The sequence below is a fragment of the Cryobacterium fucosi genome (assembly GCF_004403515.1).
Lineage (GTDB): Bacteria > Actinomycetota > Actinomycetes > Actinomycetales > Microbacteriaceae > Cryobacterium > Cryobacterium fucosi.
Genome location: NZ_SOHH01000020.1, coordinates 1 through 25,159, shown reverse-complemented (window position 1 = coordinate 25,159; position 25,159 = coordinate 1). Strand labels below are relative to the sequence as shown.

The window sequence follows — 25,159 nt, the reverse complement described above, 5'->3', positions numbered from 1 at the left end:
CGGTCCCCGGTGGTCGAGTGCGTTCCGAATTCAGGAGAACCGCGCCATGTCAAGGCGCCGGCGGGCATCCGTCGCACTGTTCCGAGCTCCACACCTGAATTTGGGACGGACCTCACTGTCAAATTCGACCACCGGGTCTCGGCGGGCTCGACCACCGGGGGAGGGCTCGACCACCGGGCCTCGACGGGCTCGACCACCGGGGGAGGGCTCGACCACCGGGCCTCGACGGGCTCGACCACCGGGGGAGGGCTCGACCACCGGGGGAGGGCTCGACCACCGGGTCTCGGCGGGCTCGACCACCGGGGGAGGGCTCGACCACCGGGCGCTAGACGAAGGCAGCCTGCCCCGTGATCGTGCGCCCGACGATCAGGGTGTTCATCTCCTGGGTGCCCTCGTAGGAGTAGATCGCCTCCGCATCCGAGAAGAAGCGCGCCACGTCGTAGGAGAGCACGATCCCGTTTCCGCCGAAGAGCTCACGGCACCAGGCCACCGTCTCGCGCATCCTCGCGGTCGTGTAGAGCTTGGCAAGAGCGGAGTGCTCGTCGCGCTGGCTGCCCTCATCGAGCATCTGCGAGACCCGCACCACCATCGCCAGGCTCGCGGTGATGTTGCCGAGCGATTTCACGAGCAGATCCTGGACCAGCTGGTGCCCGCCGATCGCCTTGCCGAACTGCACACGTTCCCGTGAATACGCCACGGCTGCCTCGTAGGCACCCATCGCCGTTCCCACGGCCGCCCAGGACACCTCGGCGCGGGTCAAACGCAGCACCTTCGCCGCATCCTTGAACGAGTTCGCGTTCTGCAACCGGTTGCGTTCGGGAACCACGACGTCGTCGAGGGTGATGTCGGCATTCTGCACGGCACGCAGGCTGATCTTGCCCTCGATCTTGGTGGCCGTGTAGCCGGGAGCATCAGTGTGCACAATGAAGCCCTTGACCTGCCCGTCCGCGGTGTCCTTCGCCCAGATGATCGTGATGTCCGAGAAGGTCCCATTGCCGATCCAGCGCTTGGCCCCATTCAGCCGCCAGAGGTCGCCGTCCCGGGTGGCCGTGGTGCGGAGACCCTGTGCCGCGTCGGAGCCGGAGAGCGGCTCCGTCAACCCGAACGCGCCGACGATCTCGCCCGAAGCCAGCCGGGGCAGCCACTCGTCACGCTGCTCCTGCGATCCCGTCACCGAAATCGTGCCGCAGGCCAGCCCGTTCTGCACTCCGACGAAGGTGGCGACGGATGCGTCCACCCGGGCGATCTCCAGCGCCACGAAGCCGCGGAACACGGCCGAGTTCGCGAACGGCCGTGTCTCCGGCCAGCCGAAGGAGTACGTCCCGAGCTTCGCCAGCGGACGGACGACCTCCTCCGGGAACTCGGCGCGCTCCCAGCATCCGTTGACGATCGGCCGTACATCCGACTCGAGGTAAGAGCGCAGGTTGGTCAGGGCCGTCTTCTCCTGGTCCGTGAGCAGGCCCTCATAGCCGTAGAGGTCACCGGGAAGTAGCTCGAAAGTCATCTGGATGCTCCATTGCAGGGTGCGACGGCCTCGCGTGCGGCGATCGGCGGATTCTCGCCAGCCTAGGGGGCGGGTCGGTGCGGCCGAAAGCGCTTGGTAGTTTGGTCTAAACCGAGCAGTACAGGAGCCAGCATGTTTGTGGGCATCGCCAATTCACCCCGGGACTACGCTTGGGGATCCATCAGCGCGATCCCGGCACTGCTCGGGTATGCCCCGACCGGCAAGCCCGAGGCCGAATTGTGGCTGGGCGCCCACCCCGGCTCGCCGTCGGTCATCACCGACCCCGAGCAGGTCGGCGGCTACGCCACCCTCACCGACTGGATCGAGGCGGCCCCCGAGGTCGCCCTCGGGAGGGAACTGGTGGAGGCCTCCGGCGGAGCACCCCGCCTCCCGTTCCTGATGAAGATCCTGGCCGCGGCGAGCCCGCTTTCCCTGCAGGCGCACCCCACCATGACACGCGCCCGCTCGGGCTTCGCCCTGGAGAATGAGGCCGGAATCCCGGTCGGCGCCGCGGAGCGCAATTACCGCGACCCGTTCCACAAGCCCGAGGTGATTCTCGCCCTGAGCGAGAGCTTCGACGCGCTCTGCGGGTTCCGCGAGCCGGTGGAGATCCGTCGTATCCTCGGCGAGCTCCGTGCCCTCGACGTGGCGAGCGACGACCCGCAGCCCGGCGCCCTGGACGCCCTGGAGCAGCGGCTGCTCGGCCCGGAGGCCCTCCGCGACACCGTCGACTGGCTGCTGCGCGACGGCCGCGGGGAAGACAGCGGCGAGGTCGCCTGGCTGGTCGAACGGGTGGTCGCCCTCGCCGAGAGTGCGGTCGGCCTCGTCCATGGCGGCGCCATCCTCGAGTTCCCGTTGGAGCTGGACACCGTGCGCACGCTGGCCGTCGCCTACCCGGGAGACCCCGGCATCGTCATCTCGTTGCTCACCAACCGGGTGTCGCTGCGCCGCGGAGAGGTGCTCTACCTGCCGGCCGGCAACATCCACGCCTATCTCTCCGGACTCGGCGTCGAATTGATGGCGGCCTCCGACAACGTGCTGCGCGGCGGGCTCACCCCCAAGCACATCGACGTCGACGAGTTGCTCGACGTGCTCGAGTTCACGTCGCTCCCCGTGCCCTACCTCGCCCCGGTGTCCCACGCGCCGGGCGTCGCCGAGTACCGCCCTGCGGTGGACGACTTCGCCCTGGTGCACATCACGGCGCAGCCGGCAACGGATGCGGCCGACGCCGCCTCCGGTGTCCCGATGCGCCAGTTCACGCTGGCGGGACCCGGTATCGCCATCTGCACGAGCGGCGGATTCCTCGTGGCCGGGGCTGCGTCATCCGTCACCCTCAAACGCGGCGAATCGGTCTACATCACACCGGACGAGGGCACCCTGACCTTCGCCGGCTCCGGCGACGTGTTCCTGGCCACCACCCCCTGACCGGCCCGGCCTTCGTCCGTCGAATTCGACGGACTTTTTGCCGTATATGGCCGGATATGCCGGGTTTCGGGCCATTCTCGGCAAAATCTCCGTCGAATTTGACGGGCCCGACGCGAATGAGGGAGCAGCGGAGGCGCGCGTAACTTATCCACCGCAGGCGACGATTCCGCGGGGCATCCACACATCGGCGGATGTCGCCGGCCGCCCGCCTCTTCGGTGCGATGCTGCCCGGCATGCGCTCGCTGCCGACGGACATTGCCGAACTCGGATTGTTTGTCAAACGTGCCGTCCTGCTGTCGAACGGCTGGTCAGATCGGGATCTTCGCCGCGCAGTGAATCAAGGGACGATCGTGCGGATTCGCAAGGGGTGGTACTCCGTCCCCTCCGTGCCAGGGTTCGCTGCGGAGGCTTTCAGGATCGGCGGCCGCCTGGCCGGGTTGAGTTGCCTGCGCACCTGGGGAATCTGGACCCCGGAGACCAAAAAGATCCATGTCACGGTGCCCGATGCCGCCCGCGGACTGCGAAGGCCCAACGACATGCGGGCGCCGTTCGATCAATCAGACGGTCACCGATACCGCGTGACCTGGAATGATGCCGCAACCAATCGGAACGCGTCATTCCGGTGGCGAACGAGTGTGATTGATGCGCTCGTGCATGTGCTGGAAAACCACGACCGGGTCACGTCGATTGTGTGTCTTGACGCGGCGCTGCACAGCAGGCGAGACGGTGGTGCCGGGATCGTGGAGTCGGATCTCGACGAGATTTTCGCCCGCGCCCCTCAACGTGTTCAAGCCTGGCGCTCGCAGGTCGACGGGCGTGCGGGATCGGGCGGCGAGACGGAATTCCGCCTTCTCGCGCTCGATGCCGGAATCCCTTTCGTTCCGCAGCCTTTCGTCGCGGGTGTCGGTTTCCTGGACGGTCAAATCGGGCCGGCGGTTTTCGTCGAGGTCGATGGAGCGAATTGGCACGACAATCCGGAGGCCTTCGCCGTCGACCGCGAACGCGACATCCTCGTGGCGCGCAAGAACGGGCGTGTACTGCGGTTCAGCTACCCTCTGTTCCGCCGCAAATGGCCGCTCTGCGCAGAGGCCATGTCCAATGCCCTCGCCGACGACTACCGACTTGCGAAACAGACGGAATTCCCGGCCTTTCCCTGGCGCATGCAGCCGCGCTCGACCTCACGCACGCCCCGCCTGAGCGACGTAGACGAGCACTGACGAGCACACGCGGTCCTCCCGGGCGGTCCCGGCCGGTCAAATTCGACGGACTTTTTACCGTTTCGAGGTCGAATAACCGGGAAAAGCCGTGATTTCCGGAAAATCACCGTCGAATTCGACGGGGACGGGGACGGGAACGGGAACGGGAACGGGAACGGGGACGGGAACGGGGACGGGAACGGGAACGGGAACGGATGCCGCGCCCCGGCGGGTCAGGTGACCCGGCTGCCGCCGAACGTGCGGCGGTACGCCGTCGGGGTGGTCTGGAGCACCTTGACGAAGTGGTGCCGCATCACCGCTGCGGCTCCGAACCCGGTGTCCGCGGCCACCTCCTCGAGGCTCCGCGAGGTCTCCTCGAGCAGTTGCTGGGCCCGGAGCAGCCGCTGGCGGTTCAGCCACGCCGTCGGCGTCGTGCCCAGCTCGGCGCGGAAACGGCGGGCGAAGGTGCGCGAAGACATCAGCGACTGGCGGGCCAGGCTGTCGACCGTGAGTTCCCGGTCGAGGTTGTGCAGCATCCACTCGGTGACCGCGGCGAAGGAATCGCTCCGGCAGTCGGAGACCGGCGCCTGGATGAACTGGGACTGCCCGCCGTCGCGCTGCGGCGGCACAACCATGCGCCGGGCAATGATGTTGGCGGCCGCCGCGCCCAGCTCCTTGCGCACGATGTGCAGGGCGGCGTCGATGCCGGCTGCGGTCCCGGCGCCGGTGACCACCCTCCGGTCTTCCACGAACAGAACGTCGGGGTCGACCTCGGTCTTCGGATAGGCCCGGGCAAGGGCATCCGTGTACATCCAGTGGGTGGTGCTGCGCCTGCCGTCGAGGATGCCCGCCGCGCCGAGCACGAACGCCCCGCTGCAGACGCTGAGCACCCACGCTCCGCGAGCCTCGGCCTCGCGCACGACCCGAAGTATTTCGGGATGGATGCCGACGCCCTCCTGGTAGGCCGGGACGGCGACCAGGTCGGCGTCATCGGCCGCGCTGAGATCTTCGGTGACCACGATGTCGAAACCGAGCTTGGTGCGTACCGGTCCGGGCTCTGCAGCGGTGACGTGGAAGTCGAAGACCGGGCCGCCGTGCTCCTTCCGGTCGATTCCGAAGACCTCGCAGATGACGCCGAACTCGAACAGCGCCATTCCCGGCATGGTGACGCACACGATTTTTCCCAGCATGACGGTTCCCCTGTCGACAGGACGAGTGACTGGCGGGACGCCGGAATGGCAGGAATCCGACGATCAGTGGCGATTCTGCCACTCGCGGCAGGAAAACACAATACGTAGAATTCCTGCCATGATCATCATCACAGTGGCTATCGTGTTGCTCGTGCTCTGGGGCGTCGTCGCGACCATTCTCGGCCTCCGCAACGACGGTCTGGGCCGGCCGGAACTCGCGCAGCGGAATCGGCGACCAGAGGCACGGCAGGGCTGAGGCTAGGCTGGACGCGCGGCAATGCAGGGTTGCCGCATGATCCCGCGAGGTTCAGATGGCTTGGCTTGTCACCGGCGGCGCCGGCTATATCGGTTCGCACATCGTCCGGGCCTTCCTCGCCGAGGGCATCGACGTCGTCGTCGTCGACGACCTCTCCAGCGGCCACGCCGACTTCGTGCCTGACTCGGTTCCGTTCGTCCACGGCGACATCCTGGACGGCGACCTCCTGATGCACACCTTCGCCGAACACGACGTGACCGGGGTCGTGCACGTCGCCGGGTTCAAGTACGCCGGCGTCTCCGTGCAGCGGCCGCTGCACACCTACGAGCAGAACGTCACCGCCACGGCCACCCTCCTGGCGGCGATGCAGGAATCCGGCGTCAACCGGATGGTGTTCTCCTCGAGCGCCGCCGTCTACGGCACCCCGCACACCGACCTCGTCACCGAGGACACGCCGAAGAGCCCCGAGTCGCCCTACGGCGAGTCCAAGCTGATCGGCGAGTGGCTCCTGCGGGACCAGGGCATCGCGGTGGGGCTCACGCACACCTCCCTGCGCTACTTCAACGTGGTCGGGTCCGGAGCGCTCGAACTGCGCGACACCAGCCCCCACAATCTCTTCCCCCTGGTCTTCGACGCCCTGATCGACGGGCGCACCCCGAGCATCAACGGCAACGACTACGCCACGCCCGACGGCACCTGCGTTCGGGACTACATCCACGTCGCCGACCTCGCCGTGTCCCACGTCGCCGCGGCCAGGCGACTGGATGCCGGCGAGCCGATCCTCCCGGTCTACAACCTCGGCAGCGGCGACGGAGTGTCGGTCGGCCAGATCATGACGACCGTCTCCGCCGTGACCGGCATCGAGTTCACGCCGGTGATCGGGCCTCGCCGGCCCGGCGACCCGGATCGGATTGTGGCGTCGGGGGAGCTTGCCGCCCGGGACCTCGACTGGGAGATGCGGCACAGCCTCGAAGAGATGGTGGGCAGCGCCTGGGCGTCCCGGCAGGCGGCATCCGCCCCGCACATCTGACCCAATATTGCGAATCGGCGAGTCGAAACTCTCCAGCCAATATTGAGGGTTTAGTATCTGCGACTTGACGGCAGGGAATTACACGGCTGTAATTAGTGCTGACGGGTAATTCGGGCACATTTTGCAGTGGGGTGGGAGACGATATGACGCAGTCTGAGTATCGTTCCGGGGTTCCTGAGGACTGGTTCATTGATCCGGTTCGTTTGGGTGTCCCCGGAGTTCGCAAGGAAACGGGCGACGGCGATCCGTTGTCCTGGCAGTCGGATTCGCTCTGCGCGCAGACCGATCCCGAGGCATTCTTCCCCGAGAAGGGCGGCTCCACTCGCGATGCGAAGAAGATCTGCGCCTCCTGCGAGGTGAGAACCGAGTGCTTGCAGTACGCGCTCGCGAATGACGAACGCTTCGGCATCTGGGGCGGGCTCTCCGAACGCGAACGCCGTAAACTCCGCAAACGCGTCGGCTGACCCCGTCGCCGTCGTTCCATCCTGGAGGCGGATTTCAGGCGCGCCCCCGCGCTTCCCCGGCGTTCGGCGCGGACCAACCTAGGCTGTGACCGATATGCATGCCAGAGTCACCGCCATCCTTGTTGCCCGAAACGGCGCGAAGCACCTCGAGAGAACCCTCGAGGCTCTGAGTCGTCAAACCCGTCAGCCCGACGTCGTCATCACCGTCGACTGCGGATCCACGGACACCACCGCCGCGCTCCTGGCCGCCTACGGCCCCACCCACTTCATCTCCGCCGACGCCGACCTCACGTTCGGGGAGGCCATCGCCGCTGCCCTGCGCGTGACAGCGCCCCCCGAATCCGACGGGGAAATGCTCTGGCTCCTGGCCCAGGACAGTGCCCCCGAGCCAGGCGCCCTGGCCGCGCAACTCGGCGAGCTCGAAATCGCGCCATCGGTGGCCGTGGCCGGCCCGAAGGTGATGGACTGGCACGCGCGCGACTACATCCACGAATTCGGGCAGTCGATGACGCCCGGTGGCGCGACCGTCACCCTCGTCGAGAGCGAACTGGACCAGGGGCAGCACGACGGCATGAGCGACGTGCTCGCCGTCAGCGCCGGCGGGATGCTCGTGCGGCACACCGTCTGGGAACGCCTGAACGGTTTCGACCCGGCACTGCCCTCCGCGGACGATTCCCTGGACTTCTGCGTGCGCGTGCGGATGGCCGGCTACCGCGTCTCCGTGGTCGCCGCCGCACGCGTCGCGTCCGCCGGCGACGGCGTGGCCGGCCCCAGCGGGTCCTCACGCGGCCGGGCACGGCGCAAACGCGTGCGTGCCGTTCGTGCCGCCCAGCTCCACCGCCGCCTCGTCTACTCCCGGCGCTGGATGATCCCGGTGCACTGGTTCGGCCTGGTTCCCCTGGCGTTGCTTCGGTCCGTCGGCCAGCTGCTGCAGAAGGAACCGGGTGCCGTCGTCGGCGAGTTCTCGGCCGCGTTCGCCGCAGCCTTCAGCGGGATCCGGGTCTCGGCCGCACGGCGCCGTTTCGCCGCGACCCGCACACTGGGCTGGGGATCGATCGCCAGCCTGCGCGTGTCCTCCGCCGAGGTGCGCCGCCGGCACGCGCTCAGACGCGAGGCGAGCCTCACCGGGGCGAGGGGCGACCGGCCCGAGATCCGGTTCTTCTCCGGCGGCGGAGCCTGGACGGTGATCGCCGCGGCAGTCGCCGGAGTTGCCATCCTGGCACCCCTGCTCGGTGCTCGCACCCTGACCGGAGGCGCGCTGCTGCCCCTGTCGGGAACCCCCGCCGAGTTGTGGGCCGGAGTCGGCTACGGCTGGCGGGACATCGGGCTCGGTTTCGTCGGCGCGGCGGACCCCTTCGCCGCCGTCCTGGCAGTCCTGGGCTCGCTCACCTTCTGGTCGCCGTCCTTCGCCCTGGTCCTGCTCTACTTCCTTGCCCTTCCGCTGGCGGCCCTGGGTGCCTGGCTCGCGGCAAGCCGCCTGTCGCACCGGGCATCGATCCGTGCCGTCGCGGCCACCCTGTGGATCCTCGCCCCGACGTTCCTCAGCGCCCTCGCGGCGGGCCGCCCGGCCGCGATTCTCGTGCACCTGCTGCTCCCGTGGCTGTTCTTCGCCGGCTACGCGGCCGCCCGGTCCTGGTCCGCGTCCGCCTCGGCCGCACTGTTGTTCGCCGCGATCGTCGCCTGCGCGCCGTCGCTGGCCCCCGCCCTCCTGGTCGTCTGGTTGGTGTCCATCCTGGCCAGCGGTCGTGCGGTCATGCGCTACCTCGGCATCCCGCTGCCCGCGCTCGCCCTCGCCGCCCCCCTGGTCTGGGACCAGGGGCTGCGCGGAAACTGGCTCGCCCTGCTCGCCGACCCCGGGGCGCCGGTGCCGAGTGCCGCCGTGTCGGTCTGGCAGCTCATGCTCGGCTTCCCGACCGGTGAGCTCGGCGGCTGGACCCCGCTGCTCGAAATGCTCGGACTGCCCGGTGTGCACGCGTCCATCCTCGTCCCGGTGCTTCTCATTCCCCTGGCCCTGCTCGCGGCCGCCTCGATGTTCCTCCCGGGGGCGAGGGGCGCCGGCTTCGCCTTCCTGGCAGTGTTGCTCGGCCTCGCCACTGCGGTCGCCTCGACCCACTTGTTCCTGTCGTCGATCGGCTCCCAGACCGTGAACATCTGGCCCGGAGCCGGTCTCAGCCTGGCCTGGCTCGGTCTCGTCGGCGCCGTCGTGTTCGCGCTTCGCAGCATGCGGCGATTCTCGATCGCCCCGGCGGTCAGCGCCGTGATCACCCTGGTGATCGTGGCTGCCCCCCTGGTGGCGGCCCTGCCGCTCGGCACCAGCGTCGTTCAGGAAGGCACCGATCGGAGTCAGCCCGCGTTCGTCTCGGCGGAGGCCCGAACGGATGCCCGCGTCGGCACCCTGCAGATCGTGCCCCAGCCGGACGGCGGCATCCTGGCCACGATCGTTCGCGGCGACGGAGCCAGCCTGGACGACCAGTCGACGTTGAGCAGCACGGACGGTACGATCTCCGCCACGGAACGGGAGCTGGCGACGCTGGCCGGCAACCTCGCCTCGCGCAGCGGGCTGGATGCGGCAGGCGGGCTGGCCGACTTCGGCATCCGATTCGTTCTCCTGCGCCCGGCGGCGGTCGTCCCGACCGGCCCGGGAAGTGCAGCCCCCGTGAGCTCCGCAGCCCTCGAAACGGCGGCGCGCTCGACGACCGCGCTCGACGGTGACGCCGCGCTGGTCCCGGTCGGCGACACCGCGTTCGGCCGACTGTGGCGGCATGACGCCGAACCCGTGCCCGGTGCGATCGGCGCGATCCCCCGAACCGCCGGCGGCCCGCTCGGGCTGATCTTCGCGCTCGTCGCGGCCCTCGTGATCGGGGCGACCGTGCTGCTCTCCGTTCCGACCGGCGCAGGACCGGAGGCCGTGCGCCAGGCGAACCGGGACGCGATTCGACAGAGCGCCAGGGCCGGTGCCCGCTCGAGGAAGGCGGACGCCAGGGAGCTGAAGCGGGCCGCGAAAGCCAAGCCGCCCGTCATGGCCGTGGCCGATGCTGTGGCCGATGCGGATGCGGATGCCGATGCCGATGCCGATGCCGATGCGGATGCCGCCCCGGCCCCGGACTCCGGCCGTGACGCCGAAACCCCCGACGCCGACGCCCGTGACGCCGACGCCCCCGACGCCCCCGCCAGTACAAACGACACCCCGGAAGCAACGACCCCCCAGGAGGAGGATGACGATGCCAAGTAGACGTGGAATGGCCCTCCTCGGTGCCCGGGCCCTTGCCGGCACGGCAGTCCTCGCGGTCGCCGTCGGCGTCGTCGGCGCCGCGGCGGTCGTCCCCTGGCCGACCCTCGAGACGTCACCGCCATCCGTGTTGGTCTCGCCGGTGCCGACAGAGCAGCAGCGGGTGTGCCCCGGTCCGCTCCTGACCCTCGCCGAGGATTCGACCCAGGCCCAGGCCGCCACCTCCGTCGGGCCGGCGGATGCCGCCTTCGGCGCGCACGCGGCCTCGGCCGGTTCCGACTGGATTCGTCCGTCATCCACGGAGCTCGCGGCGCCCGACAACGGGAAGAGCGACGTGGACGGCGCACCGCGCCTGCTCCGGGTCGACGTGCAGGACGGCGCGACCACGGCCCCGCTCGTCGCCGCGAGTCAGTCCCAGACCGCCGCGGCCGAGTCGCTCGCCGGCCTGGCCGTCGCTGCCTGCGCCGAAGCGGTCAGCGAGGCGTGGCTCGTCGGGGGCTCCACCGATGTGGGCCGCACCAGCCTCGTGCTGCTCAGCAATCCCAGCACAGTCGTCGCAACGGTCGACCTGACGGTCTATGGCGAGGCAGGCCCGGTCAACGCGCCCGGGTCGACCGGCATCCTGGTGCAGCCCGGCTCCCAACGGATCGTCTCCCTCGCCGGCCTGGCCCCGAACCTCCGCTCGCCGGTCGTGTACGTCTCCTCCCACGGCGGCCAGGTCGCGGCATCCCTGCAGCAGAGCGTCGTCCGGGGCATCGAGCCGGGTGGCGTCGATATTCTGGGGTCGTCCGCCGGACCGGGGCGCACCCAGCGCATCGCCGGACTGCTCGTGACCACGCAGGCGGCTCCGGCGGCGACGGACAGCAGCGGGGTCGCCGACGACATCCCGTCGGTGCGGATCCTCGTGCCCGGCGACACCGCCGCGACCGTGCAGCTCGGCGTGGTGAGTGAGAGCGGACAACAAGTCGGAATCGAAAGCGAAGAGGGCAAGCCTGCCGGTTCCTCGGTGCAGGTGGAGGTCCAGCCGGGAATCGCCACGGACGTGCCGCTGACCGGACTCGCGCCGGGGGCCTACTCGGTCGAACTCAGCTCGGACCGCCCGATCGTGGCCGCAGCTCAGGCCCCCTCGGCCGGGACCGCCGGCAAGGACTTCGCCTGGTTCGCGGCATCCGGAACGCTCGCCGACGACTTCCTCGTCGCCGTCGCGCCCGGACCCGGCCCGGCGCTGCACCTTGTGAACACCTCCGACGACGACGCGACCTACACCGCGACCCCCGAGACGGGCCCGCCGATCGAGGTCACCGTTCCGGCAGGCAAGTCAGGGACCCTGCCGCTCGCGGCATCCGCTCGCTACCTCGTCTCCGGCGGTCGAACGACGATCGCCTCGGTCGGCTATTCCGGTGCCGGGATGGTGTCGTCCTTCGCCCTCAGCCAGGCGGGGCCGCTGGCCGCGCCGATCCAGGTCTACCCGCACTGATCGTCCACTCCCGCTGATCGCCTGCCTGCGCCGATCGCCCACTCAGACGACGACGGGGCTCGCGAAAAGACCCAGCCCCGCCGTCGGGGCTGGCAGACTGGGCGGATGTGTCCCTTGAACCTCTGGAGCCAGCCGTGACCGAGCCGACCGAGCCCGTGACGATCGCCGTGATCGGGGGCTCCGGCCTCTACCGGCTCTTCGACGCCGGAACGTCCACCTCGATCGAGGTTGACACGCCGTACGGCCGTCCCTCGGCGCCGATCACCATCGGTGAGCGCGCCGGCCGACGGGTCGCCTTCCTGCCCCGGCACGGCGGCGGGCACACCGAGGCACCGCACCTGATCAACTACCGGGCGAACATCTGGGCGCTGGCCTCGCTCGGTGTCACCGCGATCGTCTCGTCCTCGGCGGTCGGCGGCGTCAGCCCCGAGTACCCGCCGGGCCTCCTCGTCGTGACCGACCAGTTCATCGACCGCACGTCCGGCCGAGCCGACACCTACTTCGACCGGGGGAGCGTCGCCCATCTCGCCGCCGCCGACCCGTTCGACCCCGTCCTCCGCCGCACGGCCATCGACGCGCTCGGCAGCCTCGAGGAGAACTTCGTCCCGGCCGGCACGGTCGTCGTGATCCAGGGTCCCCGGTTCTCCACCCGGGCCGAGTCGCTCTGGTTCTGGGCGGCCGGGGCGCACATCGTCAACATGACCCAGTACCCCGAGGTGGTGCTCGCCTCCGAACTCAACATCGGAACGGTCAACCTGTCCTTCGTCACCGACGCCGACGCCGGGCTGTCACCGGAGGAGGGGACCGACGCGGATGCCGTCTCCGCCACGCTCGTGTTCGCCCGGCTCGCCGACGCCCAGCCTCGCATCCTCGCCGCCATCGACGCGATCCTGAGTTCGATTCCCGGCGACTACGCGCCCCGCCGGCTGGTCGACCCGGAGCAGGTCGCCGCGGTGCTCGCCAGGCCGGCGGCCCCCGGACACGGGCTCCCGCTGTGAACGCCCCGCGCCTTCTCGTGACCGGCGGCGCCGGCTTCATCGGCGGCGCAATCGTCACCGCCGCGCTCGAACGAGGGTGGAGCGTGCGCGTGCTGGACTCCCTCCGCAGCGACGTGCACGGGGCACTGCCCGCCGTCGACCCGGGAGTCGACGTGATCGTCGGCGATGTCACCGACCCCGTCGTCGTCGCCGCTGCGCTGCGGGACATCGACCTCGTCTGCCACCAGGCCGCGAAGGTCGGGCTCGGCGTCGACTTCTCCGACGCCCCCGACTACGTGAGGAGCAACGAGGTCGGCACGGCCGTGCTTCTGGCCGAGATGACAGCGGCCGGAGTCGACCGGCTCGTGCTGGCCTCGTCGATGGTCGTCTACGGCGAGGGCAGCTTCCGTGGTTCCCGCGGCCCGGCCAGGCCGGGGCCGCGCCGGGCGGCCGACCTGGCAGCCGGCCTCTTCGACCCGGTCGACGAGATCACCGGCGAACGGCTCGAACCAGCGCTGACCACCGAGCAGGACCCGCTCGACCCGCGCAACGTCTACGCCGCCACCAAGCTCGCCCAGGAATACCTGGCCTCCGCGTGGGCGCGCGCGACCGGTGGCCGGGTCGCCGCCCTGCGCTACCACAACGTGTACGGCCCCGGGATGCCGCAGAACACGCCATACGCCGGCGTCGCCTCGCTGTTCCGCTCGGCCCTGGAGCGCGGCGAGGCTCCCCGCGTCTTCGAAGACGGCGCTCAGCGCCGCGACTTCGTGCACGTCGCGGACATCGCCTCGGCCAACCTCGCCGCTCTCGACTGGACCGGGGAGACCGCGGCGTCCACCTTCCGGGCCTTCAACGTCGGCAGCGGCACGGTGCACACCATCGGGGACATGGCCGAGGCCCTCAGCCGCGCCTGCGGCGGACCCGACCCGGTGGTGACCGGGGAATACCGGCTCGGCGACGTGCGGCACATCACCGCGTCGTCCGAGCGCATCCGCACCGAACTCGGCTGGGCGCCGGCGCTCACCTTCGAACGCGGCGTCGAGGAATTCGCCACGGCCCCGTTGCGGGCTGCCGTTCGGCGCTAGACCGGCCGGTCAGCCCGCGACCGGATGCCGGGGCAGCAACACCTCGAAGCGGCATCCGCCCGGCACGTTCCGCACGACCACCTCGCCGTGATGGGCCTGCACGATTCCCTGCACGATGGCCAGGCCGAGCCCCGCCCCGCCGGACCGGGTGGGCTCGGACGCCGGGGTGCGCGGTTCGCTCGCGCGCCAGCCGGCCTCGAAGACCCGGCCGAGGTCGTGCTCCGGGATGCCGCCCGCAGAGTCCTGCACCGAGATCACCGCGCGTCCGTCCTCGTTCTCGGTGACGGAGACCACGATCGCCAGGCCGGCCGGGGAATGCTGGATCGCGTTCATCACCAGGTTCCCGACCACCCGCGACAACTCGCGCGGGTCGGCGAGGATGGTCAGACCGGTCTCGCCCTCGAACCGGAGATCGAGGGACTTCGCCCGGGCGACCGGCCAGAAACCGGCGACGGTGTCGCTGATCAGGTCGTAGAGCGAGACCGGTTCAACGGCCAGGCGCAGGGTGCCGGAGTGGATCCTCGACAGCTCGAACAGGTCGTCGACCATCCCGGAGAGCCGGTCGACCTGCCCGCGCATCTGCGCGTAATACCGGCCGGGGTCCTCCGCCATGCCGTCCTCGAGGGCCTCGGCCATCGCCCGGATGCCCGCCAACGGGGTGCGCAGGTCGTGTGAGATCCACGCGATCAGCTCCCGGCGGGAGTCCTCCACCCGGTTCTCCCTCGCCCGGGACTCGGCGAGGCGCTCACCCGTCGCCGCCAGCTCGCCGGCCAGCGCCGCGAACTCGGTGTTGCTGTGCCGTTCCGCCGCGACGACCCGTTCGCCGCGGCCGATGCTCGCCGCGGCCGAGCGCAGCTCACGTCCCTCCCGCACGAGGCTGCGGCCGAGCACCGCGGCCATGGCCAGCGACACGAGGCCGGCCACCCCGGCGACCCAGTAGAAAATCGTGAGGTCGTGTTTGGAGACGTACATCTGCGAGGCGACCGCCGCCATCCCGCCGACCACGGAGACCACGGCGGCGAGGGCGACGATCATCAGCTGCAGCACCAGGGAGGAGCGGGACAGCATCCGAAGGACCAGCAGACCGAGCGCTCCGACGACGACCGCGCAGGCGAGCGCGAAGAGCGACACGGTGGCCAGGACGTCCAGGGTCATCGGGAGGTCCCTGCCGCAGTGGCCTCGTCCGGGCGGCCCAGAGGCACCGGGTCGAACCGGTAGCCGACCCCCCAGACCGTGTTCAACAGCCGCGGATGCGCCGAGTCGGCCTCGATCTTCTCCCGCAGCCGGCGCACGTGCACGGTGACCGTGGACAGGTCGCCGAATTCCCAGCCCCACACCGAACGCAGGAGGTCTTCCCGGCTCAGCACCTTGTGCGGCCGCCAGATCAGGTAGGCGAGCAGGTCGAATTCGCGGGCGGTGAGCACCAGGGGTTCGCCGCGCAGCCGCACTTCATGAGCGGACGAGTCGAGGGTGAAATCGCCGATGGTGACCAGTCCCTCCGGGACGAATCCCGCGACGTTGCGGCGCAACACCGATTGCACGCGGAGCACCAGTTCGCGCGGCGAGAACGGTTTGGCCAGGTAGTCGTCGGCCCCCGCTTCGAGGCCGTCGATCCGGTCCTCCTCCTGGCCCCGCGCGGTGAGCATGATCACCGGGATCGACCAGTTGGCCCGGATCCTCCGACAGACCTCGATGCCGTCGAGCAGGGGCAGCATCCGGTCGAGCACGACCAGGTCGGGGCGCAGCTCCTCGGCCTTGCGGAGCCCGTCGGGTCCGTCCGGGGCCTCGTCCACTCTGAAGCCGGCGGCACGCAGGTAGCGACTGACGATTTCGGAGACCGTCGGGTCGTCGTCGATGACGAGGACGCGCCGGTCCTGGAGCCCTGCTGAAGAAGTCACGATCTCAGGATAGAGCCGACCTGCCCCGCGCCCGGATCGTGCCGGATCCTTCCTCAGGCCGTAATCTTCTTGAGCCGTTCCGCACCCTCCGCCCCCCTAGTGTCGAATCATGACTCTGATCCAGGTGGACCTCGTGCTGCCGTGCCTGAACGAAGCGGGCGCACTGCCCTGGGTACTGTCCCGGCTGCCGGAGGGATACCGCGCCATCGTGGTCGACAACGGCTCCACCGACGGGTCGGCCGAGGTGGCCTCCGCAGCCGGGGCCCTGGTGGTGCACGAGGAGCGGCGCGGATTCGGAGCCGCCGCCCATGCCGGTCTCCTCGCGGCGACCGCGCCGATCGTCGCCTTCTGCGATGCCGACGCGTCGATGGACCCGCGGGAACTCCCCCTGGTCGTGGACCCGGTGCGTGCGGGGGAGGCCGACCTGGTGCTCGGCCGGCGCCGGGCGAGCGTGCCGAAGGCCTGGCCGTGGCACAGCCGGATGGCGAATACCAGTCTGTCCTGGCGACTGCGCCGAATAACCGGTGTGAACATCCATGATCTCGGCCCCATGCGCGCCGCGCGCCGCGAAGACCTGCTCTCCCTCGACCTCCGGGACCGCCGCAGCGGTTACCCCCTGGAGATGTTCCTCCGTGCCGCTGAGGCCGGCTGGCGCATCCGTGAAGTGGACACCACCTATTCGCCGCGGGTCGGCCGCAGCAAGGTGACCGGCACGGTGCAGGGAACGTTTACCGCCGTCGCGGACATGTCCGCCCTCCTCAGGGAGACCCGGCGATGACGATCCTGGTGGTCATCGCGAAGGAGTGCCTGCCCGGCAGGGTGAAGACCCGGCTGCACCCGCCGCTGAGCCTGGCCCAGGCGGCCGAGCTCGCCGCCGCGAGCCTCGATGACACCTTGCGGGCCGTGTCGGCCCTGCCGGCCACCCGGCGCATCCTGGCCTTCGACGGTGTCGCGACGCCGAGTGCTGCGGCGGGCTTCGAGATCCTTCCCCAGGTCGACGGCGGCCTCGACGAACGCCTCGCCGCGATCTTCGACCACTGCGACGAACCCACGGTGCTGATCGGGATGGACACCCCGCAGGTCAGCACTGCCCTCCTCGAACCGGTCTTCACCGGCTGGACCGACGACATCGACGCCTGGTTCGGCTTCGCCGACGACGGCGGATTCTGGGCGCTCGCGCTCGCCGAGCCGGACGGGGACCTGATTCGCGGCATCCCGATGTCACGCGACGACACGGGCGCCCGCCAGCTCGACCGGCTGCGCGCGGCGGGCCTGCACGTGGCGTTCCTCCCCACCCTCACCGATGTCGACACGATCGACGACGCGCACACCGTCGCCGGCGTCGCGCCGGACGGCACTTTCGCCGCGGCGCTGGCGGCGATGCTCGTGCCAAGCGGGAACGGGACGACCCGATGACGCTCCTGGCCCGGACCGAGGCCCGGGACGAGCTCTTCGAACCGTCGACGTTCGGCGCCGGCGGGGCGGAGCCGTACGCCGCGGCGCTGCGGAACGCCGAAAACGTGCTCTACCTGCGTCGTGCCCGTGCGGAGCCGCACGCCGAGCCGTTCCCGATCGACGCGGGGCGGTGGAGCGCGGATGCCGACGCCACCGACCTCCGCCTGCTCGCCGGCATCGCCGGCCCGGTGCTCGACATCGGCTGCGGGCCCGGTCGGATGGTCCGCGCGGCGATGGGACTCGGGCTCTCCGCCCTCGGCATCGACGTGTCGGCGACTGCCGTGCGGATGGCCGTGGATTCAGGACTGAGCGTGCTCCGCCGGAGCGTCTTCGACCCGATGCCGCTCGAGGGCGCCTGGGCGGCCGCGCTGCTCGTGGACGGCAACATCGGCATCGGCGGCGACCCGTCGGCGCTGCTGGCCCGCTGCGCCGCACTGCTCGCCCCGGACGGCGCGTTGCTGGTGGAGCTCAGCCATGATCCGGACACGGATGACCGCTACGACGGAACGATCGAGGATGCCTCCGGCGGCCGCAGCGCGGTCTTCCCCTGGGCCGAGCTCGGCTTGGCGGGCCTGCGCGAGCGCGCCGGGGACGCCGGACTGGTCGTGGCCGAGGACTGGCGGCTCGACGGTCGCTGGTTCGCCCGGCTGCTGCGCGCCTAGGGTCGCTTAGGGTTCAGCGCTTGGGCCGACGGCCGACCGCCTGCCCTCGGCCCGCCTGCTGCGCGCGTAGAGCACGGCGGATGCGGCCGTGGCCAGAACCGCGATCACGACCCAGAACACGGCCAGGTTCGTGCCGTAGTCCAAGGGAAGCACGGTCGGGTTCTGCGGTGCCCGACCCTGGGTCTGGGCCACGATCGCGGGAACGACGATCAGCGTCATGATCGAACCCAGCACGATCGCGCCCTGCAGGACGGCGATGACCGTGCCGGCCAGACGCCGGCCGGCCCGCCGCAGCAGCACCCCTGCGAAGAACAGCACGGGGGCGATGACGGCGTCGTGCACGACGATCGCCGCCCCGACCCAGAGAGCCACCCCGGGGAGCCGGGCGATCCGCACCGTGTCGAACATGACCCAGACTCCCCAGACGAGGGCGGCGGCGCCGACAAGGATGAGGCTGGCGCGCGCCACCCGCATGGCCGGGCCGGGCGCTGCCTGCTCCGGCTCCGGCGCCGGCGCGAATGACGGTGTGCTGACCTGGTTCACGCGGTGATCGCCTCGATTCGACTCAGCCATTTCGTCTGCAGGACTCCGGGCCGGCCCGGGGCGATCATCCGCGCCGGGTAGCCGTGCTCGAGGTCGAGGGTCTCACCGTTGAGTTCGAGCGCCACCAGGGTGAGCGGGTCCCGCACATATTCCGGGCCCATCTGGGTCTGCCGGAAGCTGCCGCGCGGTTCGAGACTGACCAGCCGGAACGAGGTGTCCTCGCCGGCGCCCACGAGGTCGGCGAGGTCGCGCAGCCGAACGCCGCGCCAGGCGGCCATCTGGCTCCAGCCCTCGACGCAGGCGATGGGGAGCGTGACCTCGGTCTGCGGCATCCGTTCGAGCTCGGCCCGGGTGAAACTGCGTTCCACGCCGCCGTGGGCGACCGTGAGCATCCACCCGGCGATGACCGCCTCGGTCACATTCGCCTGCTTCGCGGTGCGGTTGACGGGAACGCCCTGCTGGCCGACGCCCTTCTTGCGAGGACCGAAGACGTTCACCGCGTCGAGCGGCGCGAACGTCTGGCCAGCGGTCAGCCCGACAACGGCGGCGACGGCGACGCCGACCGTGGCGAGGAATCCGCGACGGCTCACCTTCTCGGCGGCCGGCGGGGTGGCGTCCAGGTAGGCGATGAGCCGGCCGGTCAGGCCGGTCGGCCGGCTGCTTCCCCACAGGCGATCGGCCTCGGTGCCCGCGACGCGTTCGACGGGTACCGCATCGGTGAGGTGATCGGTGCCGGGCCCGTAGTCGGCGCGTTTGCGCCAGAACCGGGCGATGATCGGCAGTTTGATGCCGATGTGCAGCGCCAGCGAACCGATCAGCACCCAGGCCAGGGCGAAGTGCACCTGCCGGAACGGGAACGGCCACGGGTACCACTGGTACGTGTTGAGCAGCCCGATAGTGATTTGTGCGAGGGACGCGCCCACGAACAGGGCGATCGACGCCCGTTCGAGAAGGTGCACGAAGGAACGCACCGGCGGGTAGGCGAAGAGGTCGGGGAACACGATGTACAGCTTGGCCAGCAGCAGCGGAAAGCACGCCATCCCGGCGATGATGTGGGTTCCCTCGGTGAACTGGTAGAGGAACTCCGGCCGGGTGGCGAAGCGCATCCCCGGCAGCGGCTGCTGCAGGAAGTGGCTGTACAGCCCGGTACCGAAGCAAATCAGGAACGCGGCCCCGAGCAGGCGGCCGATCACCGTCGCCATCCGCGGGTTGCGCGCCGGCGACGCCAGGGATCGCTGGGCTTCGTACATCAAACGGCGCATGTTCCATTGCACCAGTTTCGAGCGGCTGAGGGGGGCCGGAATCCTTACGGTTCGATGACGCGCGCACGCCCAGGTCCGGTGACCGGGCCGGGACTCCGACAGGATGGCACTGTGCGAATCACTGTCGTCTCCCTGCTCCTTGCCGCCAGCGCGGTCCTCACCTGGTTCGGGGTGCGAAGCTTCGACCTGTTCTCGCCCGGCCGGGACACGGTGCCGCTGGTCGTTGCCCTCGCTGCCGCCTGGCTGCTCTTCGCCGCCGCGGTGATCGCGCTCCGGGGCGTCCGAGGGCGGGCCGTCGTGGTGCTCATCCTGGCCGGTTCGCTCGGGATCGGCGCCGCCGCCATGACCGGGCCGCCCAACACGAGCACCGACTCGGCCCGGTATGCCTGGGACGGCATCGTGGCGAACGCCGGCATCTCGCCGTATGCGTACGTGCCCTCCGACCCTCGTCTCGACTCGCTGCGGCCGGACTGGCTGTTCCCGGCCCCGCAGGTCGGTGCGGACGGCACCGCCCGCTGCGTCGGCGAACGCATCCAGGCCGTGCCCCGAACCGGGCCGGGCGATCTGCTCTGCTCGGCGCTGAACCGCACCCGCGTCCCCACCATCTATCCGCCCGCCGCCGAACTCTACTTCACCGGAGTGCGTGCGGTCACCGGGCCGGGGCCGGCCTACTGGCCGTTGCAGCTGACCGGGCTGCTGCTCAGCATCGGCACCACCGTGATGCTCTTGTTCGGGATGCGCCGCCGCGGCATCGACCTGCGCCACGCGGCGCTGTGGGCGTGGTGCCCCCTCGTCGCGTCCGAGGCCGTCACCAACTCCCACGTAGACATGCTCGGAGTCGTCTTCACCGTTGCCGCCGCCTTCCTGGTCACCAGGGAACGCTACTGGCGGGGCGGAATCGCCCTCGGCGCGGCGATCGCCACCAAGCTGATCCCGGTGATCGCGGCCCCGGCCCTGCTCCGCAGACAGGGCTGGAAGGTGACCGTCGCCGCCGCCGCCACCTTCCTCCTCCTCTACGTCCCCTACGTCCTGGCGACCGGAATCGGCGTCCTCGGTTACCTGCCCGGCTATCTCACCGAGGAGGGGTATCAGGACGGAACCCGGTTCGCGCTCGTCTCGCTGGTCGCCCCCGGCGGGGCCGCGATCGTCGTCGCGGGCATCCTGCTCGCCGCCGTCGCCGCTCTCACCCTGTGGAAGACCGACCCGGCGAATCCCTGGCTCGGCCAGCTAGTGATGATCGGCAGCACGTTGATCATCCTGAGCCCCCGCTACCCGTGGTACGCACTGCTGCTCGTGCCGTTCGTCGCCCTGAGCGGCCGCTGGGAGTGGCTCGCCGTGCCGATCGCCCTCAGCGTCCGGATGCTGGTGCCGTCCGTTCAGCTCACCCGGGTGACCCTCATCGCGGCAGTCATCCTCATCGTCGTCATCTCGCTCCGCCGGGCGGGTCCGGGTGCGCTCGGGCGCCTTCTCCGCAGACGGCCGCCGCAGGGGAGTCCGGCCGGCGAGGGGACCAGGACCGAATCGGTCACCGCCTGAGCCGGCGACCACCCCGAGGCACAAAAAAGGCGCCTTCGTCGAGGAGACGAAGGCGCCTGTTCTTGCGCGACGCGGGTCGCGGTCGGGTGTTACTTGGTCGCGACGGTGATCTTCGCGATGCCGACGAGGAGCTGGTCGGCGACGGCCTCCGTCTTGAACGTGCTGTTCAGCAGGCCGGCGGCCTCGGCGGAGATGTGCACGGTGGTGCCTTCGAGGATGGCGTTGTCGCCGTCCATCTGCAGCGGCTTGAGCGTGCCACCGTAGAGGTTGAAGAGCAGCACCTGGGTGGCCGCGGAGGTGCCGTTGACGCTGACGTCACCGAACAGCTTCGAGGATCCGGGGTCGATGGTGAAGTTGGTCAGTTCGACCGTCGTGTCGCCGGCGGTCAGCGAGAAGCCGGAACCCGAGTGCTCGATCGAGCCCTGGACGAACGGACGGTAGCTCTCGTTCGGGTCGTAGTAGTCCACGTTTCCGCCGGTGATCGGGAAGTGCAGGCTGCCGTCGACCAGGGTGGCGGTTCCGACGGTGCCGGGGGTGAGTCCCAGGCTGGTCAGCGCCGCTGCGAAGTCGGCGTCGAGAAGAACGGCGGTGTCCACGCCCTTGAGCGAGGGGATCGACGCGACGGGCTTCGGGGTGGCCTCGGCGGAGGAGGAGGCGGACGGCTTGGACGCCGACCCACTGGCCTCGGCGCCGCTGGAGCAGGCTGCGAGGCCGGCGACGAGCAGCCCGGCAGTGGCGAGGCTGATGGTGGCCTTGGAAAATGAGCGCATGGTATGATCCTTCTGTCTGTGTGGGTGGTCGTGGGGTGTTGCGGTGAAGGTGGAGCGGCTTGTGGTGCTGTCAGGGGTTCGGTTCGAACGCCGAATCGGTTTGGAAAAAAACCGAATTGGTCCCGATCGTGCTTACCGGCCGGGTGATTGCGGGCCTCCTGGCCGTCGAGACGTCAGCGCTGCGCCTCCGCCCGGGCACGAAAAAGCGGCCGAGGAATCCTCGGCCGCTCGGGAAGCGGGTGCTGCGCTGGCGTTCGCCTAGAAGTGGCGGAACCGGTCCGGTGCCAGGTCCCAGGGGTCCTTGCCGAGGATTTCGGCGATCGCGCGGAACACGCAGCTCTCGATGACCATCCTCCGGTGCAGGTCGTCGTTGCGGTGCAACCGGGTGAGGCGCTGGATCGGCAGACGGTAGAACACGATCCGGCGTTCCGCCGCGGTGACGGTCCACCGCTCGACCCCGACGCCGGGGATCACCGCGTACGGTCCGGCCGCAACCTCGAAGGTCACGGTGCTCAGTTCGTCGGGCCAGACCGACCGCAAATAGTCGATGGTCGAGGCCACAGTCATGTCGAACTGGGTGATCCGAGTCTGCAGCGGCGGCAGGAACGGGCCGGTGACCGAACTGCGGATGCCGCGGCCGTGCCGGTCACGGCCCCTGCCGCGCTGGGTCGGCGCGGGCGTCGGTGCGGCGGCGCGGCGGATTCGGGACATGGTCACATCCTAGTTCCGGCGCGGTGAGGGTAGCCTGAGGGCAATGTCTTCCAGACCCTGTTCCCGCGTCGCCTGCCCGGATGAGTCCGTGGCGACCCTCACCTTCGACTACGGCGATTCGATGGCCGTGCTCGGGCCGCTCTCCCTGGTCCGGGAGCCGCACAGCTTCGACCTGTGCGACCGGCACGCGCGCCGCACCTCGGCGCCTCAGGGCTGGCAGCTCGTGCGCCTGCGCACGATGCCGGCCCAGCCCCGCGACTGATATGCAGGGATTTTTGTCAGGAGGGCATTTCGGAGCGGCGCCCGTGATGATCGGTGCTCGTGATGATCCGAGAGGCTTGAATCTCGGGTGCTGCTGGGGCTGAACGCCGGCCCCGTCCCTGTCGGGGAAGCCGGCCCCGTCCTTGTCGCGGAAGCCGGCCCCGTCACCGGCGCCGTAGATGAAGCCGAACCGGTCGGCTCCGCCCGCTGACATCCCGTCCCCGGTCGAATTCGACGGAGGTTTTGGCTGATTCGGCCCGAGATCGCGTTCTCGGGCCCGTTCTCGCCAAAATCTCCGTCGAATTTGACGGGGCAGGGGATGGCAGGATAGTGGCATGACTGTTGTCGCGTCCCCCTCGTCCACCGTGCCCGCCTTCCGGATCGCCAATCTGGCGCTCGCCGAGGCCGGACGCCACCAGCTCCGCCTCGCCGAGAACGAGATGCCCGGGCTGATGGCGCTCCGCGCCGAATTCGGCGAGTCGAAGCCTCTCGCCGGCGCCCGCATCGCGGGCTCCCTGCACATGACGGTGCAGACCGCCGTGCTGATCGAGACGCTCGTCGCCCTCGGTGCCCAGGTCCGCTGGGCCAGCTGCAACATCTTCTCCACCCAGGATGACGCCGCCGCAGCCATCGCGGTCGGGCCAACGGGCACGCCCGAAGCTCCGGCCGGCGTTCCCGTCTTCGCCTGGAAGGGCGAGACGCTCGAGGACTACTGGTGGTGCACCGAGCAGATCTTCGACTGGAGCACCGAAGCGGCCGCCGCGGGCGAGACCTGGACCGGCCCGAACATGATCCTCGATGACGGCGGCGACGCCACGATGCTCGTGCACAAGGGCCGCGAATTCGAGCTGGCCGGAGCGGTTCCCGACACCACTGACGCCGACAGCCATGAGTACCGGGTTGTCCTCGATGTCCTCCGCCGGTCACTGGCCTCGTCGACGGACCGCTGGACCGTCATCGCCGCCGCCATTGCAGGGGTCACCGAGGAGACCACGACCGGTGTGCACCGTCTGTACGAACTCGCCGGCGCCGACAGCCTGCTCTTCCCGGCGATCAACGTGAACGACTCGGTCACCAAGTCGAAGTTCGACAACAAGTACGGCATCCGCCACTCGCTGCCGGACGGGCTCAACCGAGCCACCGACGTGCTCATCGGTGGAAAGGTGGTCTTCGTCGCCGGGTATGGTGACGTCGGCAAGGGTGCAGCCGAGGCACTCCGCGGCCAGGGTGCCCGGGTGATCGTGAGCGAGATCGACCCGATCAACGCCCTGCAGGCCGCCATGGACGGATTCCAGGTCGCCCGGATCGAATCGGTCGTCGAACAGGTCGACATCTTCGTCAGCGGCACCGGCAACTTCAACGTCATCGGCGTCGACCACATGCTCCGGATGAAGCATCTCGCGATCATCGCGAACGTCGGCCACTTCGACAACGAGATCGACATGGCGGCGCTGGAATCCCTGGCCGGCGCGGCGAGGGTCGAGATCAAGCCTCAGGTGGACGAGTGGCGCCTGCCGAGCGGGCGGAGCGTTCTCGTGCTCTCGGAGGGACGCCTGATGAACCTGGGCAATGCAACCGGCCACCCCTCCTTCGTGATGAGCAATTCGTTCACCAACCAGGTGCTCGCTCAGATCGAGCTCTACTGCTACCCGGAGAAGTACCCGGTCGGCGTCTACGTGCTTCCGAAACACCTCGACGAGAAGGTCGCCCGGCTCCACCTCGACGCGCTCGGCGTCGAGCTGACTGTGCTCACGCCCGCGCAGTCCGCCTACATCGGTGTGCCGATCGAGGGCCCGTACAAGGTCGACCACTACCGCTACTGAGCCCTGCCCTCGCCCGGCCCCTGCAGGTCGCGCGCCCGCATCCGTGACGGATGCNGAGCGGGTGGTGGGTGGGGTGACACGCCCGGGCGGGGTGGGGTTTTGACGGGTGGGGTGGGGGGCCGTAGTGTTCTCACGTACCCCAAAGGTGCGGAAAGCCGCTGTGCTTCCCGGCCTCAGGTGGGACCATGGTTTACGGGTTTCTGAGTGTGCCGCTCCGGGTGGAGTTTGGTGTGTTGGAGGCCTAAGCTAGTTATTCTCTCCGGTTGGTTTGTGCGGTTGAGGTGGCGGGTTGTTTTGGTGTGCTTTGGCGTGCTCGGAATGGTCTGCAGGCCTTGATTTGACAGGGATTGCCGGGGCAGGTAACTTAGACAAGTTGCCCCAAAACGAAAGCCGCAGGGTTGTTCG

The 25,159-nt window shown here is 69.7% G+C and carries 23 protein-coding genes; 15 read left to right on the top strand and 8 right to left on the bottom strand.

Annotation, left to right across the window (positions count from 1 at the left end; genetic code table 11):
- Positions 1 to 325: 325 nt before the first annotated feature.
- Complete coding sequence (locus E3T48_RS01525) at positions 326 to 1,504, bottom strand: acyl-CoA dehydrogenase family protein (protein WP_134522123.1); 1,179 nt, start codon at positions 1,502 to 1,504, stop codon at positions 326 to 328.
- 132 nt (positions 1,505 to 1,636) lie between these two features.
- Between E3T48_RS01525 and manA the strand changes: the two genes are divergently transcribed.
- Positions 1,637 to 2,929, top strand: coding sequence for a mannose-6-phosphate isomerase, class I (gene manA, locus E3T48_RS01520; protein WP_134522122.1), 1,293 nt, complete (start codon positions 1,637 to 1,639; stop codon positions 2,927 to 2,929).
- Positions 2,930 to 3,120: 191 nt separating this feature from the next.
- On the top strand, positions 3,121 to 4,146 hold the full coding sequence (locus E3T48_RS01515; RefSeq protein ID WP_134522121.1) for a hypothetical protein: 1,026 nt from the start codon (positions 3,121 to 3,123) through the stop codon (positions 4,144 to 4,146).
- 212 nt (positions 4,147 to 4,358) lie between these two features.
- Here the strand turns inward: E3T48_RS01515 and E3T48_RS01510 are convergent, their stop codons facing one another.
- Positions 4,359 to 5,315, bottom strand: a complete 957-nt coding sequence (locus tag E3T48_RS01510) for a GlxA family transcriptional regulator (RefSeq protein ID WP_134522120.1) — start codon at positions 5,313 to 5,315, stop codon at positions 4,359 to 4,361.
- 118 nt (positions 5,316 to 5,433) lie between these two features.
- Here E3T48_RS01510 and E3T48_RS16595 point away from each other — a divergent pair, with 118 nt between their 5' ends.
- The 7 genes from E3T48_RS16595 to E3T48_RS01480 all read left to right on the top strand — a co-directional run bounded on the left by E3T48_RS16595 (position 5,434) and on the right by E3T48_RS01480 (position 13,833).
- Entirely contained in the window at positions 5,434 to 5,571 is a 138-nt protein-coding gene (locus tag E3T48_RS16595; RefSeq protein WP_166789591.1) for a hypothetical protein, read from the top strand.
- Between the two features lie 55 nt (positions 5,572 to 5,626).
- Entirely contained in the window at positions 5,627 to 6,601 is a 975-nt protein-coding gene (galE, locus tag E3T48_RS01505; RefSeq protein WP_134522119.1) for a UDP-glucose 4-epimerase GalE, read from the top strand.
- 143 nt (positions 6,602 to 6,744) lie between these two features.
- A complete protein-coding gene (locus E3T48_RS01500; RefSeq protein ID WP_134522118.1) occupies positions 6,745 to 7,065 on the top strand; it encodes a WhiB family transcriptional regulator in 321 nt (106 codons plus the stop codon).
- 94 nt (positions 7,066 to 7,159) lie between these two features.
- Positions 7,160 to 10,297 carry a glycosyltransferase gene (locus E3T48_RS01495; RefSeq protein WP_134522117.1) on the top strand — a complete coding sequence of 1,046 codons (3,138 nt, stop codon included), beginning with the start codon at positions 7,160 to 7,162 and terminating at the stop codon, positions 10,295 to 10,297.
- Positions 10,287 to 11,771: a DUF5719 family protein gene (locus E3T48_RS01490; RefSeq protein WP_134522116.1), complete on the top strand. Its 1,485-nt coding sequence runs from the start codon at positions 10,287 to 10,289 to the stop codon at positions 11,769 to 11,771. Before E3T48_RS01495 ends, E3T48_RS01490 begins: the two co-directional genes overlap by 11 nt.
- Before the next feature lie 134 nt (positions 11,772 to 11,905).
- A complete protein-coding gene (locus tag E3T48_RS01485; protein ID WP_241986521.1) occupies positions 11,906 to 12,769 on the top strand; it encodes an MTAP family purine nucleoside phosphorylase in 864 nt (287 codons plus the stop codon).
- A complete protein-coding gene (locus E3T48_RS01480) occupies positions 12,766 to 13,833 on the top strand; it encodes an NAD-dependent epimerase/dehydratase family protein (RefSeq protein WP_134522115.1) in 1,068 nt (355 codons plus the stop codon). Before E3T48_RS01485 ends, E3T48_RS01480 begins: the two co-directional genes overlap by 4 nt.
- A gap of 9 nt (positions 13,834 to 13,842) precedes the next feature.
- Here E3T48_RS01480 and E3T48_RS01475 read toward each other — a convergent pair whose 3' ends face one another.
- A complete protein-coding gene (locus E3T48_RS01475; RefSeq protein WP_134522114.1) occupies positions 13,843 to 14,988 on the bottom strand; it encodes a sensor histidine kinase in 1,146 nt (381 codons plus the stop codon).
- Positions 14,985 to 15,731, bottom strand: coding sequence for a response regulator transcription factor (locus tag E3T48_RS01470; protein WP_338145213.1), 747 nt, complete (start codon positions 15,729 to 15,731; stop codon positions 14,985 to 14,987). Before E3T48_RS01470 ends, E3T48_RS01475 begins: the two co-directional genes overlap by 4 nt.
- Positions 15,732 to 15,840: 109 nt before the next feature.
- Here E3T48_RS01470 and E3T48_RS01465 point away from each other — a divergent pair, with 109 nt between their 5' ends.
- From E3T48_RS01465 to E3T48_RS01455, 3 genes are read left to right on the top strand one after another with little or no spacing between them, the layout of a single operon-like run.
- Entirely contained in the window at positions 15,841 to 16,509 is a 669-nt protein-coding gene (locus E3T48_RS01465; protein WP_134522112.1) for a glycosyltransferase family 2 protein, read from the top strand.
- The gene (locus E3T48_RS01460; protein ID WP_134522111.1) at positions 16,506 to 17,147 is read left to right on the top strand and encodes a TIGR04282 family arsenosugar biosynthesis glycosyltransferase; all 642 of its coding nucleotides are present in this window, start codon (positions 16,506 to 16,508) and stop codon (positions 17,145 to 17,147) included. The genes E3T48_RS01465 and E3T48_RS01460 overlap by 4 nt, the downstream gene beginning before the upstream one ends.
- Entirely contained in the window at positions 17,144 to 17,848 is a 705-nt protein-coding gene (locus E3T48_RS01455; protein WP_134522110.1) for a methyltransferase domain-containing protein, read from the top strand. Before E3T48_RS01460 ends, E3T48_RS01455 begins: the two co-directional genes overlap by 4 nt.
- Before the next feature lie 6 nt (positions 17,849 to 17,854).
- Here the strand turns inward: E3T48_RS01455 and E3T48_RS01450 are convergent, their stop codons facing one another.
- A complete protein-coding gene (locus tag E3T48_RS01450) occupies positions 17,855 to 18,391 on the bottom strand; it encodes a hypothetical protein (protein ID WP_134522109.1) in 537 nt (178 codons plus the stop codon).
- On the bottom strand, positions 18,388 to 19,653 hold the full coding sequence (locus E3T48_RS01445; protein ID WP_134522108.1) for a molybdopterin-dependent oxidoreductase: 1,266 nt from the start codon (positions 19,651 to 19,653) through the stop codon (positions 18,388 to 18,390). Before E3T48_RS01445 ends, E3T48_RS01450 begins: the two co-directional genes overlap by 4 nt.
- 111 nt (positions 19,654 to 19,764) lie before the next feature.
- Between E3T48_RS01445 and E3T48_RS01440 the strand changes: the two genes are divergently transcribed.
- Positions 19,765 to 21,189, top strand: a complete 1,425-nt coding sequence (locus E3T48_RS01440) for a glycosyltransferase family 87 protein (RefSeq protein WP_134522107.1) — start codon at positions 19,765 to 19,767, stop codon at positions 21,187 to 21,189.
- Between the two features lie 89 nt (positions 21,190 to 21,278).
- On the opposite strand, the gene E3T48_RS01435 is transcribed toward E3T48_RS01440, so the two are convergent.
- Both E3T48_RS01435 and E3T48_RS01430 read right to left on the bottom strand, forming a co-directional pair.
- Complete coding sequence (locus E3T48_RS01435) at positions 21,279 to 21,959, bottom strand: hypothetical protein (protein WP_134522106.1); 681 nt, start codon at positions 21,957 to 21,959, stop codon at positions 21,279 to 21,281.
- Between the two features lie 258 nt (positions 21,960 to 22,217).
- Positions 22,218 to 22,670, bottom strand: coding sequence for a metallopeptidase family protein (locus E3T48_RS01430; protein ID WP_134522105.1), 453 nt, complete (start codon positions 22,668 to 22,670; stop codon positions 22,218 to 22,220).
- Positions 22,671 to 22,713: 43 nt separating this feature from the next.
- Here E3T48_RS01430 and E3T48_RS01425 point away from each other — a divergent pair, with 43 nt between their 5' ends.
- Together E3T48_RS01425 and ahcY are read left to right on the top strand one after the other, a co-directional pair.
- The gene (locus E3T48_RS01425) at positions 22,714 to 22,932 is read left to right on the top strand and encodes a DUF3499 family protein (RefSeq protein WP_134522104.1); all 219 of its coding nucleotides are present in this window, start codon (positions 22,714 to 22,716) and stop codon (positions 22,930 to 22,932) included.
- A gap of 334 nt (positions 22,933 to 23,266) precedes the next feature.
- A complete protein-coding gene (gene ahcY / locus E3T48_RS01420; RefSeq protein ID WP_134522103.1) occupies positions 23,267 to 24,754 on the top strand; it encodes an adenosylhomocysteinase in 1,488 nt (495 codons plus the stop codon).
- Positions 24,755 to 25,159: the final 405 nt, after the last annotated feature.

Coding starts and splice junctions, on each gene's coding strand:
- E3T48_RS01460 (WP_134522111.1), top strand. CDS start 16,506: ATGACGATCCTGGTGGTCATCGCGAAGGAGTGCCTGCCCGGCAGGGTG.
- E3T48_RS01490 (WP_134522116.1), top strand. CDS start 10,287: ATGCCAAGTAGACGTGGAATGGCCCTCCTCGGTGCCCGGGCCCTTGCC.
- E3T48_RS01425 (WP_134522104.1), top strand. CDS start 22,714: ATGTCTTCCAGACCCTGTTCCCGCGTCGCCTGCCCGGATGAGTCCGTG.
- E3T48_RS01455 (WP_134522110.1), top strand. CDS start 17,144: ATGACGCTCCTGGCCCGGACCGAGGCCCGGGACGAGCTCTTCGAACCG.
- E3T48_RS01430 (WP_134522105.1), bottom strand. CDS start 22,670: ATGTCCCGAATCCGCCGCGCCGCCGCACCGACGCCCGCGCCGACCCAG.
- E3T48_RS01515 (WP_134522121.1), top strand. CDS start 3,121: ATGTCGCCGGCCGCCCGCCTCTTCGGTGCGATGCTGCCCGGCATGCGC.
- E3T48_RS01525 (WP_134522123.1), bottom strand. CDS start 1,504: ATGACTTTCGAGCTACTTCCCGGTGACCTCTACGGCTATGAGGGCCTG.
- ahcY (WP_134522103.1), top strand. CDS start 23,267: ATGACTGTTGTCGCGTCCCCCTCGTCCACCGTGCCCGCCTTCCGGATC.
- manA (WP_134522122.1), top strand. CDS start 1,637: ATGTTTGTGGGCATCGCCAATTCACCCCGGGACTACGCTTGGGGATCC.
- E3T48_RS01495 (WP_134522117.1), top strand. CDS start 7,160: ATGCATGCCAGAGTCACCGCCATCCTTGTTGCCCGAAACGGCGCGAAG.
- E3T48_RS16595 (WP_166789591.1), top strand. CDS start 5,434: ATGATCATCATCACAGTGGCTATCGTGTTGCTCGTGCTCTGGGGCGTC.
- E3T48_RS01435 (WP_134522106.1), bottom strand. CDS start 21,959: ATGCGCTCATTTTCCAAGGCCACCATCAGCCTCGCCACTGCCGGGCTG.
- E3T48_RS01475 (WP_134522114.1), bottom strand. CDS start 14,988: ATGACCCTGGACGTCCTGGCCACCGTGTCGCTCTTCGCGCTCGCCTGC.
- E3T48_RS01465 (WP_134522112.1), top strand. CDS start 15,841: ATGACTCTGATCCAGGTGGACCTCGTGCTGCCGTGCCTGAACGAAGCG.
- E3T48_RS01445 (WP_134522108.1), bottom strand. CDS start 19,653: ATGCGCCGTTTGATGTACGAAGCCCAGCGATCCCTGGCGTCGCCGGCG.
- galE (WP_134522119.1), top strand. CDS start 5,627: ATGGCTTGGCTTGTCACCGGCGGCGCCGGCTATATCGGTTCGCACATC.
- E3T48_RS01500 (WP_134522118.1), top strand. CDS start 6,745: ATGACGCAGTCTGAGTATCGTTCCGGGGTTCCTGAGGACTGGTTCATT.
- E3T48_RS01510 (WP_134522120.1), bottom strand. CDS start 5,315: ATGCTGGGAAAAATCGTGTGCGTCACCATGCCGGGAATGGCGCTGTTC.